Consider the following 16,835-nt stretch of genomic DNA (forward strand, 5'->3'; position numbering starts at 1 on the left):
GTTGTTCACCGGAAACTGCCGCCGGGTTCAGCGGGATGCCGGCCGTCCGCGCACCGGACAGCCGGCATCCCGGTCCGGGTGTTATCCGGCGATAGTGTCCAATTCGGCCAGAGCGTCCTCGGGCAGTTCCAGGTCGGCCGCCGCCACGTTTTCCCGCAGATGCGCGACCGACGACGTGCCGGGGATCAGCAGGATGTTCGGCGACTGGTGCAGCAGCCAGGCCAGCGCGACCGCCTTCGGGCTGGCGTCGAGCCGGGCGGCGACGTCGTCCAGCGTCGAGGACTGCAGTGGGCTGAACCCGCCGAGCGGCCAGAACGGGACGTAGGAAATTCCTTGCGCGGCAAGGGATTCGATCAGCTTCTCGTCCCCGCGGTGCGCGACGTTGTACCAGTTCTGCACGGTGACCACGGGCGCGATCGACTGGGCCTCGGCCACCTGCTCGGCGTCGACCACGCTCACGCCGAGTTCCTTGATCTTGCCTTCCTGACGCAGTTCGGCGAGCGCGCCGAACGGTTCGGCCAGCGAACCGGGCACCGGAGAGTGCCCGTCCGGTCCGCCGCCGACGCGCAGGTTCACCACGTCGAGCGCCTCGACGCCGAGGTTGCGCAGGTTCGATTCCACCTGGGCGCGCAGCTGCTCGGGCGAGCGCTCGTGGATCCAGCCGCCCTGGTCGTCGCGGACCGCGCCGACCTTGGTGACGATCTGCAGCCCGTCGTAGGGCGCGAGCGCTTCGCGGAGCAGTTCGTTCGTCACGTACGGCCCGTAGAAATCGGCGGTGTCGATGTGGTTCACGCCCAGTTCGACGGCCGTGCGCAGGACCGCGAGCGCCTCGTCGCGGTCGTTCGGCGGCCCGAAGACGCCGGGTCCGGCCAGCTGCATCGCGCCGTATCCCAGGCGGGCGACGGTGCGCCCGGCCAACGTGAACGTCCCGCCGGGGAAGTTGTCGGTCAATGTTCCGCCCTTCTTTCCTCGCCGCGCCGCCGCGGCTGCCGTCCATGGTGCTGGCCGCCGCGCGGCGCGGCCAGTACCCGTCGGTCCTGGGAGTGTCAGGGCCAGGCTCGCGGGACAGTCGTCGGATAATTTGGTATACCATTAGCATGGCTTCTCTCACCGTGACCGGCGTGCGCCCGTGGGGCGGGGACCCGGCCGACCTCGTCCTCGACGGCGACCGCGTTTCCGACGTCCGGCCCGCCGGTTCGGCCCCGGTCGAGGGCGACCGGATCGACGGCGCCGGGCTGCTCGCGCTGCCCGGGTTCGTCAACTCGCACGCGCACGTGGACAAGAGCTGGTGGGGCAAGCCGTGGGTGTCTTACGGCGGCGTCGCGACCACTGAAGGCCGGATCGCGCACGAGCGGGCCGAGCGGGACGCGCTGGGGATCCCGAGCGTCGAGACCGCCGAGACGGTGCTGCGCGAGTTCCTGCGGCACGGCACCACCGCGGTGCGCAGCCACGTGGACGTCGACCTGGGACTCGGCCTGCGCGGCATCGAAATCGTGCGCGAAGCCGCGGAACGGCTGGGCGGCGCGGTGGAGGTCGAGATCGTGGCCTTCCCGCAGGACGGCGTGCTGCGGCGGCCGGGCGTGCTCAAGCTGCTCGACGAAGCCGCGGCGGCGGGTGCGGGCCGGATCGGCGGGCTCGACCCGGCGGGCATCGACCGGGACCCGGTCGGCCAGCTCGACGGGCTGTTCGAGATCGCCGAGCGACGCGGCGTCGGCCTCGACATTCACCTGCACGACGGCGGCGAACTCGGCGCGTTCCAGTACGAGTTGATCGCCGACCGGACCGTGCGGGCCGGCTTGCAGGGCAAGGTCACCGTGTCGCACGGCTTCGCGCTCGGCGAGGTTCCCCCGGCGCGGCAGGCGGCTCTGCTCGACCGGATCGCCGAGGCGGGCATCTCACTGGCGACTGTCGCGCCGGTGCGGGTGGCCCCGCTGCCGTGGCCGGAATTGTCCGCCCGCGAGGTCCCGGTCGGCCTTGGCACGGACGGGATCCGCGACCTGTGGTCCCCGTACGGCGACGGGGACCTCCTGCGGATCGCGCTCGGTTTCGCCCGGCTGCACGGGCTGCGGACGGACGAGGACCTGACGGCGGCGGTGGAGCTGGCGACGCGCCGGGCGGCGTCGTTCGTGGACCGCGAGCGGCACGATCTAGCGCCGGGTTGCCGGGCGGACGTGGTGCTGGTGGCGGCGGAGAACGTGCCGGACGCGTTGACGCGGGTGCCGGTGCGCGCCCTGGTGATCGCGGGCGGCCGGGTCGTGGCGCGGGACGGCGAGGTGCTCGTCTGAGGTTCGTCCGGGGCTCCAGTCGCGCGCGGATTTTCCGTCCGCGGCGACGAACTTCCGGTCCCGCGGCGGCGATACCGTCCCGGGATGGACAAGCTCGACGCTCTCCGCAGGCGGCTGGAGCAAGACCTGCCCGCACTGCTGGAACACCACCGGGTCCCCGCTGCCGTGCTGGCGGTGGGGCTCGGCGAGGAGACCGCCACCGCGGCCGCCGGGGTGCTGAATCTCGGCACCGGCGTCACCGCCACCGCCGATTCGGTATTCCAAATCGGCTCGATCACCAAGGTGTGGACGGCCACCCTCGTCCTGCAGCTCGTGGACGAGGGCCGGGTCGACCTCGACGCCCCGATCCGGCAGTACCTCCCCGATCTCGAACTCGGCGACGCGGCCATCACGGTGCGCCAGCTGCTCAGCCACACCGCCGGGTTCGAGGGCGACCTTTTCACCGACACCGGACCCGGCGACGACGCGGTGGAGAAGTTCGTCGCGACCCTCGACGGCGTCGCCCAGCTGTTCCCGCCCGGGGAGCTGTTCTCCTACAACAACGCCGGGTACGTCGTGCTCGGGCGGCTGGTGGAAGTGTTGCGCGGCAAGCATTACGAGGACTGCCTGCGCGAGCACCTCGCCGAACCGCTCGGACTCGCCCGGTTCTGCCCGAACGCCCTCGACGCGATCCGCTTCCGCGCCGCGATCGGGCATCTCGAACCCGAGCCGGGCGCCGATCTCGTGCCCGCGCCGTTCTGGTCGATGCTGCGGTCCAACGGGCCGGCCGGGTCGTCGCTCGCGATGTCCGCGGCGGATTTGCTCGCCTTCGCCCGGATGCACCTCGCGGGCGGCGCCGGAGTGGTCAGCGCGGAGAGCGCCGCGGCCATGGTGGAACGGCAGGTCAGCCTTCCGCCGCTCGGCATCATGGGCGACGCGTGGGGGCTCGGCTGGGAACTGTTCGACCCGCCGGCTGGCCAGGTCTACGGCCACGACGGCAACACCGTCGGCCAGGCGGCGTTCCTGCGGCTGGTGCCCGAACGCGATCTCGTGGTGGCGTTGCTGACCAACGGCGGCGACGCGATGAGCCTGTACGCCGATCTCGTTCCCGCGCTGCTCAAGGAATTCGGCGGCGTCGAGGTGCCGCTGCCGCCGCGTCCGCCCGCCGAGCCGGAGCCGTTCGCCGCGGACCGGTATCTCGGCACTTACGCCAGCACGGTCGCCGATCTCGTGGTCTCCCAGGACGACGACGGCCGGGTCTGGCTGGAGCAACGTCCTAAAGGGACAGCCGCGGAACTGGGCGCCGCCAGCAAGTCCGAACTGGTTCACCTCGAAGGCGACATCTTGATCCTTCGCGAAGCGCAGGCCGGGATCCACCTGCCGCTGGTCTTCCTCGGCGACGACGGCACCGGCCGCGCGCGGTACGTCCATTCGGGGAGGGCGACCCGTCGCGCCGAGTGACCGGACGGCTTTGCCGCAACCGAACGATCCGGCGGCCTTTCCCGGGTAAGGTTTTACCTCGTGGCCGTTGATCTGGGGTGGAATACGGGGCAGACGCGCATCCGCGCTGCCGACGGCCGCCTCCTCGGCGCCGGCGTGCTGATCGGCGGCCGGTACGTCCTGACCTGCTCCCGGGCGGCCCGCGACGAAACCGCGTTCGAGGTCGAGTCGGCGGGTTCCGCGGCGCTGGCCGGGCTGGTCCCGCCGCGCGCGGGCCGCGGCGACCTGGCGTTGCTCGAGCTGGAAACGCCGGTGCGGCACGGCGCCACGCTCCGGCGGAAGGTCGGATCCGGGCGGGAAGTCCGGATCCACAGCCTTCCGCTCCGCCTCGGCTACGGCATGTGGGTGCGGGCCACCACCGGTGCGGCGGACGGGGAACGGGTTCCGCTCACTCTGCTCGAGGGCCGCGCCGACCCGGACCTGTCCGGCTGTCCCGCGTTCGACCGCGCCACCGGGCGGCTGCTCGGCATCGTGGTGGTCGACTACGCGGTGCGGCTGGTCCCGGCGGACACCGTGCTGGAGTACTTCCCGCAGCTGCGCGAATGGGTGACCGACGATTCGGCCGTCGAGGACCGGCTCGACGAACTCCTCGTCCGCACCGGCGGCCATCCGGTGCCGGGCGCCGGGGACCTGCGGGTCTCGCTGCCGAAGGCGACGCCGCCGGATCCGCTGGAGGCCGTGCTGCCCGACGCGGCGCTGCCGGAGCGGCACCGGTTCTGCGCGGAGTGCGGCCATCCGGTGGGCCGCGGCGAGGGAGGGCGGCCCGGCCGGGTGCGCGGGTACTGCGTGCGCTGCGGCACCCCGTTCGCCTTCCTGCCGACGCTGGAGCAGGGCACGGTCGTCGCCGGCCGGTACGCGGTGCTCGGCTGCATCGCGCACGGCGGGTTCAGCTGGATCTACCTCGCCCGCGACGAGGCCGAGGGCGGCCGGTTCGTGGTGCTCAAAAGCTTGATCGGCGAACGGGACCGCGGCGGCGCGCTGGCCGCCGCGCAGTCCGCCGTCGTCCCGGAACTGCTGGAACTGGACCATCCGAACGTCGTCCGCACCCTCGCGCACGTCGAGCATCCCGACCCGGAAACCGGCCGGTCCATCGGCTATCTGGTGATGGAGTACGTGCGCGGGATTTCGCTGCGGACGGTGTTCCGGCTCGCGCGGCGGCTTCGCCCGGAACACGTCGCCGAGTACGGGCTGCAGCTGCTCGACGCCGTCGGCTACCTGCACGGGCACGGGTTGTTGTACGTCGATCTGAAACCGGACAACGTGCTGCAGGACGGCGATCGGATCACGCTCGTCGACCTCGGCTCGGTGCGCCGCGAGGACGACCGGGACAGCGCGATCGTCGGCACCCCGGGTTACCAGCCGCCGCGGGCCGAGCTGGACCGGGAGGGCATCAGCGTCCGCTCGGACCTTTACTCGATCGGCCGCACGCTGGAGGAATTGCTGCGTGCTTGCCCGGAGTCCGGCGACGGTCTCGGCCGGGAAATGCTGCGGGCGTTGCTCGATCGGGCGACCGCGGACTACGCCGACCGGTTCGCCACCGCCGCCGACATGGCCGAACAGCTGCGCGGGGTGCTGCGGCAACTGCTCAGCGAGCGCACTCGCGTGCCGCATCCGGCCGCGTCCCAGGCGTTCGGCTCCCCGGGCGAACTCGTCGCGGCGGGGCTCGGCGTGCCTGAATGGGGCGACTGGACGGACGGACCTCCGCTGCGTGCCGACGGCGCCCCGGAGACGCACGACGTGGCGATCGCCTTGCCGTCGCTGCTTCCGGCCGCGGCGGAAGAACTGGCGGGGCCCTGGCGCGCTGCTTACCTCGCGATGGAGCGCGGAAACCTCGACAACGCGGAGAACCAGTTCCGCCAGCTCGCCCGGCTGGCGCCCGGCGAGCTGGTTCCGTGGCTGGCCTTGGGTTTCTGTGCGGAAATGCGGGGCGCGGCCGACCTTGCGGCGCGCTGCTACGAAGCGGTGTGGGCGCGCGACCGGGAAGTGGTTTCGGCGGCCTTCGGGCTCGCCCGGACCCGGCTCGCGCGGGGCGATCGGGTGGGGGCGGCCGCGGTTCTGGACGAGGTGCCCGCCGCCAGCCGCGAATTGGGCACGGAATCCGGCACGGCCGCGCGGGTCGGCGCGGTGCGAGCGCTCGCCGCGATCGTGCCGGGCGGAGTGCCGCTGCCGAGCCCGGACGAAGCCGCCGCCGCCTGGTCCCGGCTCGGCGAGCTGGACCTGGACGAGGACGAACAGGACCGGCTCACCGCGGTGGTCGGCGAAACGCTGCTGCGGCTCGCCGCCGAACAGCCCGTCAGCCGGTTGCCGGATCTGCGGCAGGTGAAGCACGACCTCGCGCAGCTCTACTGGGAGCACGCGGACCGGGCGTGGCCGATCCTGCGGGAGCACGCGAGCCGGGTGCGCGGTCTCGAGGTGCCGGCCCCGGTTTCGGCCGCGCAGCCGAAAGTCGTGGTGCACCATCCCCGCTACCTGCCGTCGCGGGCTTCCAGCACGACCGTGAAGGTCACTGTCACGGCTGGCTCCGGCGGCGGTCCGCTGCGGTTGCTCGTGCGGGATTCGCCGGGGTGCGTGGTGTACCGGGTCGCCCTGCTGGCCCCGGTGGAAGTGCCGATGCCGTTGCCGCAGCGGCGAAGCAGCGACCTGGTGCTCGATCTCGGGGAATGGGCGGCCGGGGAGACCAGGGATTACGCGCTGAGCCTGCTCGTGCCGTCGGGCCTGGCGGCCGAGCGAGAGCAGCAGCTGGTCGCGATGTGGGCGCAGCAGGACTCCGTGCAGTCGGAGGCGGAGACGGTTTCGGTGCGGTTGACCGACGATCCGGTCCGGCTGGCGGCAGCGCCGGCCGGTCCGCACCTCGGTCTCGGGGCCGCGGTGGACGCCGCGGTTTCCGCGTACCAGGACGGGAATCTGGGCGCCACGCTGGACGCGCTGGGTTCAGCGGCGGCTTTGGCGACCGCGCAGGGCAACGAGGCGGTGCTGGGCCGGCTGCGGTTGCTGGTGGACCTCGTCGACGCGGAGAACGGGCTGGTCAGCCTTCGCGGACCGCTGACCGGGGAACAGTTTCTTTCGGAGCGGCTTTCGGTGCCGTCGCGGGTGCGGACGGTGGTTTCGAGCGAGCTCGTGCCCGCGGCGGACGAGGACGTCGAGGCGCCCGATTCGGCTGTTTACGGGACGGTGCTCAGCTCGCGGGTCGATTCTCGCCGGGTGGACTCGCGGCGCGTGGAGTTTCGGCGGGTGGACTCCCGGCGGGTCGATTCGCGCCGGGTGGATTCCCGTCGCGTCGACTCCCGGCGGGTGGATTCGGGGCCCGCGACCTGGCGGGCGGGCCGGGCCGGGCATCCGGCGCCGAGCGAGGGCCTGGATCTGGATCTGGGGGTGACGCCGCTCTACTCCCGGCGCGTGCTCTGGGCGGACCGGCGGGGGTTCGCCGCGAGGGTGCCGGACGACGTCCCGCGACCGGCGGCGGACTTGCTGGCGGCGACCGTCGAATGCCGGTCCGACGATCCGGTCGTCGTCGGGCAGCCGGTGCGGGTCGCGGTTTCGGTGCGGCGCAAGGATCCCGCGACCGCGCCGTCCGGGGTGGTGCGGGTGCGCGTGCTGCTCGACGCCGTGCCCGGGACGGCCGAACCGATGTCGCGGATCGGCTGGATCACCGGGGACCGCCTGCGCGATCCGGCGGAGTTCGTCGTGGTCCCGGCCGCGCCGGGGCCGTTGCGGCTGGTGTTCCGGATCTACCGCGAGCATGACGCCCAGCTGCTCCTGGAAATCGCGGCCGTGCTGCCGGTGGAGGTGCCGTCATGACCCGTCAGCTGAGCGCCGAGGTGACCGTCGACAACACCGCCGGGCTGAGCCGCGTCGCGGTGCCGCCGTACAACCGGGCGCGGACGGTCAACCTGCGCTTCCTCGAATTCCCTGGCGTACCAGGGCTTCTCGTGCAGGCGTGGGGCAGCGCGTTCCCGGAGGACGGCGGCGGCGGGTACCAGGGCCGGATCACGCACAGCCTCGGCGAGCTGAACTCCCGGATCGACATCCTGCGCGAAACGTGGCAGCGGCACGTCGTGGACCTCGCCGAGCGGACCGAACGCGGGCCTCGCCGGCATCCGTTCGCCGACGGCTGGGATCTTTCCGCACGGCCGGAGCTGTTGCAGCGCGCCGGATTGGCCCTCGCGGACGCGGGACACCTGATGTACCGGCTGCTGTTCGCCGGTCCCGATCGCGGGTTGCGGCGGATCCGTGCGCTGTTGGAATTGGCGCTCGCCGAGGGCGAAAACGTGATCAGCATCGAATCGGACAGCCTGATCGTGCCGTGGGGAATGCTCTACACGTCGCCGCGGCGGCCGGACGAGTATCCGGACGAGGAAAACTGGTCGCTCGCCGGGTTCTGGGGCTACCGGCACGTCGTGGAGCACACTTTTTCCCGGGTCGACGACTTCGACGCGCGGATCACCGTGGACGGCGGAAAACCGGTCGTCGGGCTCAATGTCGACCACGGTGTCGACCGGCAATTCCCGGACACGCCCTACATCGCGCCGGTGGTCGATTTCTTCCACGGCCGGGCGGAAGTCGTGTTGCGGCCGGACAAGAAAACGCTGGCCGCGCACTTCCGCAGCCGCGATTTCGCCGACCACGTCACGTATTTCGGCTGTCACGGCAAGGTGAGCGGTTCCGGCGGCCTGGTCGAGCAGCCGTATCTGAAACTCGGCGACGGCGAACGGATTTACGGCACCGACCTGATGGCGTGGCTGGCGGAAGCGCCGCTGCCGACGCGGCCGTTCGTGTACGTCGGCGCCTGCCAGGGCGGACAGGTGACGTCGGCGTTCTACTCGGCCTTCGGCAAAGCGCTGCTCGGCAACGGCGGACGTTGCCTGATCGGCCCGCAGATCGACCTGCCGCCCGCGTTCGCGTGCGAGTATTCGAGGCGGCTGTTCACCGAATTCATCGATTCGGGCGCGAAACTGGGCGACATCGTGCGTTCGCTGGCCCGGTCGTTCGCCGACGAGCACCACAATCCGCTGGGGCTGATGTTCTCCCTGTACCGCGGGATCGACGTGCATTTGTGGCAGGAAGGGCGGCCGTGACCGAACCGGTGATCCTGGACCTCGACGAGCGCGGCGATTTCGTGGACCCGGAAACCGGCGGGCCGGTGCCCGCCGAGGCGACTCCGCGGTTTCTGGCCCGGTGGCTGGAAGTTCCGGAGACAGCGACCGACATCGTCGTGTTCGTGCACGGCTGGCAGAACAACCGGGAAACCGCGGACCGGCGGGCCCGGCAGTTCTTCGGCCTCCTGGAAGAACGCTATGCGGCGGGTTCCTACGAAGGACTCGGCGCGTGGCAGGGCTTCTACGTCCTGGTGCGCTGGCCGTCGATGAGCAACCCGTTCCTGACCGGCTACCGGAGGATCCGCGACCGGGCGCACAAGATGACCACCGACGGCCGGGCCGCGGAGGCGCTCGGCCAGCTGCTGGGATATCTCAACGCGGAACGCCAATTGCCCGGCAGCGCGCCGAGCCTGCGGACCGTCACCGGCCAGTACCTGCACTGTGTCGGCCATTCCTTCGGCGGCCGGTTCGTGGTGGAAGCGGTGCAGGCTGCCGCGGGGGACGGTCCGCCGGTGCTCGGCTGGGATCGCGCCGACCCGCGTTACCCGTACACTGTGGACACTCTGCTGGTATTCCAGATGGCCGCCCGGCCGGACATCTTCACCGGCCGGTTCGCCCCGGTCTTGCGCGACGCCCCGATCAACGGGCCGATCGTGCTGACCCGTTCCCGTTTCGACCGGGCCACCGGATTGTGGCACCGGCTGGCGGAAGGCGTGCCGGGGATCGGGAACGTCGGGGTGCGGGCCCCGGCCGAGGACGTGGCGAACACGGTGCTGCACAAGGTGGAGACGGAGTACTCACGGTCCGAAATGGACCGGCGGATCGTCAACCTCGAGTCGCGATGGCGGTTCCGGCGCGGGCGGTGGTGGAATCCAGCCGGGGCGCATTCGGACATCTGGTACCCGGAGTCGGCGCATCTGCTGCTGTCGCTGGCCGAACTGGCCCGCTGATCGGGGCTCGGCAGTCCTAAGTGGACCATCGAGCCCCGAAAGCGTTCAGTAACCGTAGTGCAGCCACACTGCCTTGGTCTCGGTGTAGGCGTCCAGTGCCCACGGACCCATTTCGCGGCCCCAGCCCGACGCCTTGTATCCGCCCCACGGCGCGGCCATGTCCGGGATCGGCGGCATGTTCACGAACACCGCACCCGCGCGGATCCCGTCCGCATAGCGTTGCGCGGTACGGATGTCACGGGTCCACACGGTCGCGGCGAGGCCGTACTGCGTGTCGTTCGCGCGCGCGACCAGCTCGTCCGGGTCGTCGTACGGCGTCACCGCCAGCACTGGGCCGAAGATCTCCTCGCGCATGATCGTCATGGTGTCGGTGACGCCCGCGAACAGCGTCGGCTGGTAGAAGTAGCCCTCGCGGTCGACCTCCGAGCCGCCGGTGATCAGGTCCGCGCCTTCGGAACGGCCGGTCGCCACGAGGTTCGCCACGTGCTTGCGGTGCTTGTCCGACACGAGCGGCCCGACCTGGGTCGTTTCGTCCAGGCCCGGGCCGATCTGCAGTCCGGCGAGGCCCGCGGCCATCTTCTCCACGAACTCCTGCTCGCGCTTGCGGTCGACGTAGAACCGCGTGTACGCCGCGCAGACCTGCCCGGTGTTCAGCGTCGCGCCCGCGAGGTTGCCCGCGACGGCGGCGTCCAGGTCGGCGTCGGCGGCGATGATGCTCGGCGCCTTGCCGCCGAGTTCGAGGGTCAGCCGCTTGAGGTTGGACTCCGCGCTAGCCGTGGTGATCAGCTTCCCGACCGCGGTGGAACCGGTGTAGGAGACGTGGTCGACGTCGTGGTGCGAGCTGAGCATCGCGCCGACCGGGCCGTCGCCGGTGACGAGGTTGACCACGCCCGCTGGGATACCAGCCTGCTCGGCCAGCTGTACCAGCCGGATGCTCGTGAGCGGAGTGACCTCGCTCGGCTTGATCACCACGGTGTTGCCGGTGGCGAGCGCGGGCGCGAGCTTCCACACGAGGATCATCAGTGGGAAGTTCCACGGCGTGATCAGCGCGTTCACGCCGACCGGCTCGCGCCGCGTGTAGTGCAGGGTGTCCGGGAACGAAACCGGGTTCGTGGTGCCCTGGATTTTCGTGACCCAGCCGGCGAAATACCGCAGGTGCTCGGCCGCGCCGGTCACGCTGACCTGCCGGGAGATGCCAATCGGCTGGCCCTGGTCGCGGGTTTCGAGCGCGGCGAGTTCCTCGTGGTGCTCGTCGACGAGGTCGGCGAGGCGGAACAGCAGTTTCGCGCGCTGCACGGGCGCGAGCCCGGCCCACTCCGGCGAGGTCAGCGCGCGGCGCGCGGCGGCGACCGCGGCGTCGACGTCGGCCCGCGTCGCCGTCCCGACGTCTTCGAGAACCGTGCCGGTGGCCGGATCGCGGGTCGGGATGGGCTCCCCGCCGGCCTCGGTCCACTGACCGTCGATGAACAGGCGTGTCGGCCGTGTCGCCATGGTGCTCCCTAGTCCCGATCTTCTGGTCGCGTTCGAGTATCGGCGCGCGGCGGCCCGGCGGTCTTGTCCGCGAAGGCACGCCCGTTGTCGGCGAGTGAAGACAATGCCGGGCGCGGGCAGGGGACCGGTCAGGATCAGGACATGGACGTGATCGTGGTAGGTGCGGGTTCGGCGGGCTCGGTGGTGTGCCGGCGGCTGGTCGACGCGGGCGCGAAGGTGACGCTGCTGGAGGCGGGCGGACCGGACACGAACGCGGCGATCCACGACCCGTCGCGCGCGGCGGAACTGTGGCACGCCGCCGAGGACTGGGACTACTACACGGTGCCGCAGCCGCACGCCGGGAACCGCAGGCTGCACCTGCCGCGCGGCAAGGTGCTCGGCGGTTCGCATTCGCTGAACGCGATGATCTGGGTCCGCGGCGCGGCGGCGGACTACGACGGATGGGGCCTGCCCGGCTGGACCTGGGACGACGTGCGCCCGGTCTACGAACGGATCGAACACGACCTGCTCGACCTGGAACGGCACGATCCGCTGCAGCCGATCCAGCAGTCCATTGTGGACGCGGCGCGGGAGATCGGCCTGCCGTTCAACGACAATTACAACAGCGGCGTCCTCGACGGCATCTCCGTGCAGCAGGTCACGATGACCGGCGGACGGCGGCGTAACACCTGGCTCTGCTACGCCCAGCCGGTCGCCGACCAGATGACTGTGCACACCGGCGCTCTGGTGCACCGCGTGCTTTTCGAGGGCGACCGCTGCATCGGCGTACTGGCGGAGATCGACGGCGACTTGCAGCCGCTTTTCGCCGACCAGGTCGTGCTCGCCGCGGGTGCGCTCGCGTCCCCGGCGATCCTGCTGCGCAGCGGAATCGGCCCGGCCGACGACGTCGCCGCGCTGGGCCTGGACGTCGTCGCGGACCTGCCGGGCGTCGGCGAAAACCTGCACGACCACCTGCTGTCGCCGGTCATCTTCGCCACCGACCGGCGCGAGGTTGCACCGCCGCAAACCGGGCTTTCGGTGACGCAAACGCACCTGTTCTGGCGCAGCCGCCCGGGTTTGGCGGTGCCGGACACGCAACCGATTCACTTCAGCGTGCCGATGTACGAACCGTGGATGACCGGGCCGCCGACCGGGTTTTCGCTGATGGCGGGCATGATCACGCCGCAGAGCCGGGGAACGTTGCGGTTGCGCAGCGCGGACCCGGCCGAGATGCCGCTGATCGATCTGGCCGCGCTCGCGCACCCGGCGGACTTCGAAAGCCTGGTCGCGTCGGTGGAGCAGTGCCGGTTGATCGGCCGCGCCCCGGCGCTGGCCGAGGAATGGGGCGCGCGGGAGCTGTACCCAGGACCGGCGGATGTCCGGGAGTACGTCCGCCGCACGGCGATCACGTATCACCACCAGGTGGGCACCTGCCGGATGGGAACCGACGAGCTGGCGGTGACGGACCCGACGCTCGCGGTGCGCGGAGTGTCCGGCCTGCGAGTCGCGGACGCCTCGGTGCTGCCACGGGTGATCAGCGGGAACACGAACGCGCCGGCGGTGCTGATGGGGGAGCGGGTGGCGGAATTCCTGCTGGCGTAACTCGGGCGCGGGAGTCAGTAGGCTCGCCGGGTGGACGACCTTCTCGCCGCCGACTGCTCGATGCTCGACGCCTTGGCCGCCGACCCGCCCGCGGGACCGGCCGCGTTGGCCGCGCGCGCGGGCGAGCAGTACCCGGCCGCGAACGACGAGCAGCGGCGGCGTCTCGAGTACCTGCTGGACTTGCTCGGGACGGACGGCGATGCGGTCCTGCTCGACCTGCTGGCCCGGCTCCGCACGGCCAGGCTGCTGGCGGAGGTGGTGCGCCGGGGCCTGCCGGTGCCCGAGCCCGTGCTGGACCAGCTGGTCAAGGAACTGGGATATCAGCCGCCCGTCATTGACGCGGCAGGACTGTCCGGGGACCGCCGGCGGGCGAAGGCGCTCGGTGCGCTGCTGAAAGACGACGACCTGTGCGGCCGGGCGGCGCTCGCGCTGGCCCGGCTCGGCGCCCGCGAATGGACGGTGCCGATCGCCCGGCGGCTTTCCGCGTTCGCCGGGCTCAAGCACGTCTTCCTGACGGTCGCGCTGGAGGAGATGGGCGATCCGGCCGCGGTTCCGGTGCTGCTCGACTGGCTGGCGAACGGCCCGGAGCTGCCGGCCGGGGACGTCCACCGGGCGCTGGTCCGGCTCTCCGGACGGTCGCCGTTGCTCCCGTCGTCCGCCGACATCCGCCAGGTGTGGGCGGGGCTCGATCTCACCGCCGAGCCGGTCCCGCGGGTGCGGGACGTCGCCGTCGATTCTCCTTCCGCGCTGCGCTTTTCCGTCGACGAGGGCCGGGCCCGGGTGCGCGTCGAGTTCGACCCGGCGTTGCCGGGGTCGATGTGGCCGCGCTGGGACCAGACGCTCCGCGTCGGGGAGCAGGCGAGATACGGCGTCGGTTCCGGGTGCGAGACCTGCGAAACAACGCTGCGCCTGCTTGGCTTCGGTCCCGCCGAAGCGCTGGCAGGCGCGGCACAGGTGCGGGAAGTCCTCGCCGAGCCGCGCGAACTCGGCACCGCGACAGTGCGTGCGCTGGAACCACTGCTCCAGGAACTGGAGACCGGGCACTACCGGATGCTCTTGGCCGACCTGCCGCTGGAACGCGTGCGGACGGCGGAGCAGTCGTGGTGGTGGGTGCGCAGAACCGAGACGCGCAGTGCGTGGGAGGGAGACCCGGACTGGCCGGGCATCGAGCATTTCCAGCTCCCGCGGGCGATTCCCGGCGAGATGCCGACGTACGGCAGCGTGGTTCCGTCGCAACCGCTGGACGCGCTGGACCCGGCGACAGTCGACCGGTACGCGGAAGCGATCGACCGCGGCGAGCGTCCGGCGGCGTTGCTGCTGGCGTGGGCGGAGGACCGGTACGTCAGCGCCCAGTGGCCGGAACGATTCGTGCTGGGCATCATCCTTGACGGGCACCACCGGCTGGCCGCCTACGCCGCGGCAGGCGTACCCGCGCGCCTGGTGCTGCTGGTGCGCGGGGAGAGCGGCGAGACGGTGGAGGAAGTCGTGCGTGGTTATGCACGGTTAGACCCGGCGTAACCACGCACGACGTCCTCAGTCCCGCGCGAAGACCCGCTTCCCCCCGAACCACGTCTCCCGCACCGTGATCCCGGCCAGTTCGTTCGCCGGTTTCTTGAACGGATCCTCGTCCAGCACCAGGAAATCCGCCGACTTCCCCGGCGTCAGCGAGCCCGTCACGTCGTCCAGCCCGCAGGCCCGCGCCGAGTTCAGCGTGAACACCTGGATCGCCTCGGCCAGCGTGATCGCCTGCTCCGGCCACAGGCTTCCCGGGTGCTTGCCGTACGGGTCCTGCCGGGTGATCAGGCCCTCGATGCCCTCCCAGGCGTTCGGGGATTCGCTCACCGGCCAGTCCGAACCGCCGGCGACCAGCGCGCCGGTGTCCAGCAGGGTCCGGTTCGGCTGCATGCGCGCCGCGCGTTCGGCGGGGATCACCTGCGCGATCGCGTCCGGGATCACCCCGGGCACCCACAGGAACGGTGAGATATCAGCCGACACGTCGAGCGTCGCGAACCGTTCCAGGTCGTCCGGGTGGATGAACTGCCCGTGCGCCACTTGGATTTTCGTCGTGTGGTCGCCGCGAGCGCGCAGGGCGGCGGCAGCGTCCAAAGTGGCCCGGACGGCCGCGTCGCCCGCGCAGTGGATCTTCGCCGAGAGCCCGGCCGCGACCGCGACGTCCAGCCATTCCGCGAGTTCCTCCGGCGGCATCGTGGTGTCGCCGCAGAAGCACTCGTGGTTCAGGTACGGCTCGAGGAACGCCGCCGTGTGCGCGGGCGGGGTGCCGTCGAGGAAGATCTTCACGAAGTCCGGCCGGTGGTGTTCGCTGCGATACTTCGCGGCACGGTCGAGCAGCGGTTTGCCGATCGGGTCCGCGCCGAAGATCGGATCGTTGACCAGCATCGACGACACTACCCACGCGGCCAGTTCGCCCGCGTCGTCCAGGGTTTTCAGCGCGGCGAGAATGTCCAAAGTGGCCCCGGCGTCCTGGAACGCCGTGATGCCGTAGGAATGCAGGATTTCGATCGCCCGGCGCGACGCTTCGGCGTGCTGCTCGGCGGTGAGCGTGCGCGTGTCCCGCATCGCCCGCTCCACCGCCAAGCCCCCGGTCTCGATCAGCAGACCGGTCGGCGCGCCGCTGACCGGATCGCGGTGGATCGTCCCGCCCGCCGGGTCCGGAGTGGACGCGGTGATCCCGGCCAGTTCCAGCGCCCGGCTGCTCGCCCACCGGTTGTGCCTGCTGTCCTCGATCAGCACCACCGGACGTCCGCCCGCCGCCTCGTCCAGCGCGCGCCGCACGGAATCGCGGCCGAGTTCCGGGGCCAAAGTGGACGGCCAAGCACCGCCGACGACCCATTCGTCCGGACCGAGCCCCGCGCACCATTCCCTTACCGCGGCGAGAATTTCGTCGAGGCCCGCCCCGCTTTTCAGGCGCAGCTCGAACAATTCCCGTCCGGCGAGGGCGTGGTGGCTGTGCACGTCCACGAAACCCGGCAGCACGAAAGCGCCACCGAGATCGACGACCTCGGTGTCCGGTCCGGCCTCGGCGGTCGTGATCCGGCCGTTTTCCACCGCGAGCGAGGTCGCCCACGGCCGGTCTTCGTCCACTGTGTACACAGTGGCGTTGGTGAGGAGCAGTTCAGGCGCCACGGGTCACTGTCCAGCGGGGTCGTAGTCCGGCGAGTAAACGGTGTTGCTGAGCAGCCTGCCGTACGCGCCGAAGGTGAAGTGCGTCGGCGTCTTGCCGTCCTCGGCGAGCCCGAACAGCGAACCGTGCGACCGCAGCTCCCGCACGTTCCGGTGGTCGGCCACGGTCACCGACGCGCACGGGATGACCTTCTCGCGCCAGGTGAAGACGTAGATCCCGGGCCGGATCTGGTAGACGGAGTTCTCGTCGGTGTCGGCGAGGCCGCGCTCCGGACCGGACAGGCACTGCCAGCTGTACCAGTGTGGGGTCAGGTAAACGTGCTCGTAGGCGTGCTCTTCGCTGTAGACCCACTGCACGCGGCGGCCGATCAACGCCGTGCTCGGCGCGATTTCCTCGCCGTGCGCCTCGCGGCCCTGGATGGTCGCGGGACGGAATCGTTGCGTCACCCGGGGAAGTCCGTCGCCGATCGTGCTCGTGACGACCAGCGCCCGGCCCTGGCGCACGTCCAGCAGCAGGCTGTACGAGGTTTCCGCGCCGGGGTGGAACTGCACGTAGAACAGTCCGGCGTCGACGAGGAACGTCTCGGAAGCGGTCTCGCCGGTGCTGCCGTCCTCATTCCACGAGGCGCGGCCGCCGGAGAAGCTGATCGAGAACGTGCCGCCGTCGGCACAGTCCAGTGTGAACGACTGGTTGTCGAGATCGTCCACAGTGGCCGCTTTGTTGGCGTCGAAGCCGGGGGCGAGACCGTCGAGCGGGAGCCAGGTGGAGGTGTCGGACAGATTGGTCGCGGGCATGGAGCCTTCCTCAGGGT

The 16,835-nt window shown here is 71.2% G+C and carries 11 protein-coding genes; 7 read left to right on the forward strand and 4 right to left on the reverse strand.

Features of this window, described 5'->3' with window-relative positions:
- Nucleotides 1–81: 81 nt before the first annotated feature.
- Nucleotides 82–951, reverse strand: coding sequence for an oxidoreductase (locus F9C11_RS16375; RefSeq protein WP_409185721.1), 870 nt, complete (start codon nt 949–951; stop codon nt 82–84).
- A 146-nt stretch (nt 952–1,097) separates the two neighbouring features.
- Here F9C11_RS16375 and F9C11_RS16380 point away from each other — a divergent pair, with 146 nt between their 5' ends.
- The 5 genes from F9C11_RS16380 to F9C11_RS16400 all read left to right on the forward strand — a co-directional run bounded on the left by F9C11_RS16380 (nt 1,098) and on the right by F9C11_RS16400 (nt 9,810).
- Nucleotides 1,098–2,285 carry an amidohydrolase gene (locus tag F9C11_RS16380; protein ID WP_409185722.1) on the forward strand — a complete coding sequence of 396 codons (1,188 nt, stop codon included), beginning with the start codon at nt 1,098–1,100 and terminating at the stop codon, nt 2,283–2,285.
- Between the two features lie 84 nt (nt 2,286–2,369).
- A complete protein-coding gene (locus tag F9C11_RS16385) occupies nt 2,370–3,725 on the forward strand; it encodes a serine hydrolase domain-containing protein (protein WP_409185723.1) in 1,356 nt (451 codons plus the stop codon).
- Between the two features lie 60 nt (nt 3,726–3,785).
- Complete coding sequence (locus F9C11_RS16390; RefSeq protein WP_409185724.1) at nt 3,786–7,562, forward strand: tetratricopeptide repeat protein; 3,777 nt, start codon at nt 3,786–3,788, stop codon at nt 7,560–7,562.
- A complete protein-coding gene (locus F9C11_RS16395) occupies nt 7,559–8,839 on the forward strand; it encodes a hypothetical protein (protein WP_409185725.1) in 1,281 nt (426 codons plus the stop codon). Before F9C11_RS16390 ends, F9C11_RS16395 begins: the two co-directional genes overlap by 4 nt.
- The gene (locus F9C11_RS16400) at nt 8,836–9,810 is read left to right on the forward strand and encodes a hypothetical protein (RefSeq protein WP_409185726.1); all 975 of its coding nucleotides are present in this window, start codon (nt 8,836–8,838) and stop codon (nt 9,808–9,810) included. Before F9C11_RS16395 ends, F9C11_RS16400 begins: the two co-directional genes overlap by 4 nt.
- Nucleotides 9,811–9,855: 45 nt before the next feature.
- On the opposite strand, the gene F9C11_RS16405 is transcribed toward F9C11_RS16400, so the two are convergent.
- A complete protein-coding gene (locus F9C11_RS16405; RefSeq protein WP_409185727.1) occupies nt 9,856–11,301 on the reverse strand; it encodes an aldehyde dehydrogenase family protein in 1,446 nt (481 codons plus the stop codon).
- Nucleotides 11,302–11,442: 141 nt separating this feature from the next.
- Here F9C11_RS16405 and F9C11_RS16410 point away from each other — a divergent pair, with 141 nt between their 5' ends.
- Both F9C11_RS16410 and F9C11_RS16415 read left to right on the forward strand, forming a co-directional pair.
- Complete coding sequence (locus F9C11_RS16410) at nt 11,443–12,882, forward strand: GMC family oxidoreductase (protein ID WP_409185728.1); 1,440 nt, start codon at nt 11,443–11,445, stop codon at nt 12,880–12,882.
- A 30-nt stretch (nt 12,883–12,912) separates the two neighbouring features.
- Nucleotides 12,913–14,400, forward strand: coding sequence for a hypothetical protein (locus F9C11_RS16415; protein WP_409185729.1), 1,488 nt, complete (start codon nt 12,913–12,915; stop codon nt 14,398–14,400).
- A gap of 15 nt (nt 14,401–14,415) precedes the next feature.
- On the opposite strand, the gene F9C11_RS16420 is transcribed toward F9C11_RS16415, so the two are convergent.
- Both F9C11_RS16420 and F9C11_RS16425 read right to left on the reverse strand, forming a co-directional pair.
- On the reverse strand, nt 14,416–16,026 hold the full coding sequence (locus F9C11_RS16420) for an amidohydrolase (protein WP_409185730.1): 1,611 nt from the start codon (nt 16,024–16,026) through the stop codon (nt 14,416–14,418).
- Between the two features lie 3 nt (nt 16,027–16,029).
- Nucleotides 16,030–16,818, reverse strand: a complete 789-nt coding sequence (locus F9C11_RS16425) for a molybdenum cofactor biosynthesis F family protein (protein ID WP_409185731.1) — start codon at nt 16,816–16,818, stop codon at nt 16,030–16,032.
- Between the last annotated feature and the right edge of the window lie 17 nt (nt 16,819–16,835).

This window comes from Amycolatopsis sp. VS8301801F10 (assembly GCF_046195355.1).
In the GTDB taxonomy this organism is placed as follows: Bacteria; Actinomycetota; Actinomycetes; order Mycobacteriales; family Pseudonocardiaceae; genus Amycolatopsis.

Coding starts and splice junctions, on each gene's coding strand:
- F9C11_RS16385 (WP_409185723.1), top strand. CDS start 2,370: ATGGACAAGCTCGACGCTCTCCGCAGGCGGCTGGAGCAAGACCTGCCC.
- F9C11_RS16380 (WP_409185722.1), top strand. CDS start 1,098: ATGGCTTCTCTCACCGTGACCGGCGTGCGCCCGTGGGGCGGGGACCCG.
- F9C11_RS16395 (WP_409185725.1), top strand. CDS start 7,559: ATGACCCGTCAGCTGAGCGCCGAGGTGACCGTCGACAACACCGCCGGG.
- F9C11_RS16410 (WP_409185728.1), top strand. CDS start 11,443: ATGGACGTGATCGTGGTAGGTGCGGGTTCGGCGGGCTCGGTGGTGTGC.
- F9C11_RS16425 (WP_409185731.1), bottom strand. CDS start 16,818: ATGCCCGCGACCAATCTGTCCGACACCTCCACCTGGCTCCCGCTCGAC.
- F9C11_RS16405 (WP_409185727.1), bottom strand. CDS start 11,301: ATGGCGACACGGCCGACACGCCTGTTCATCGACGGTCAGTGGACCGAG.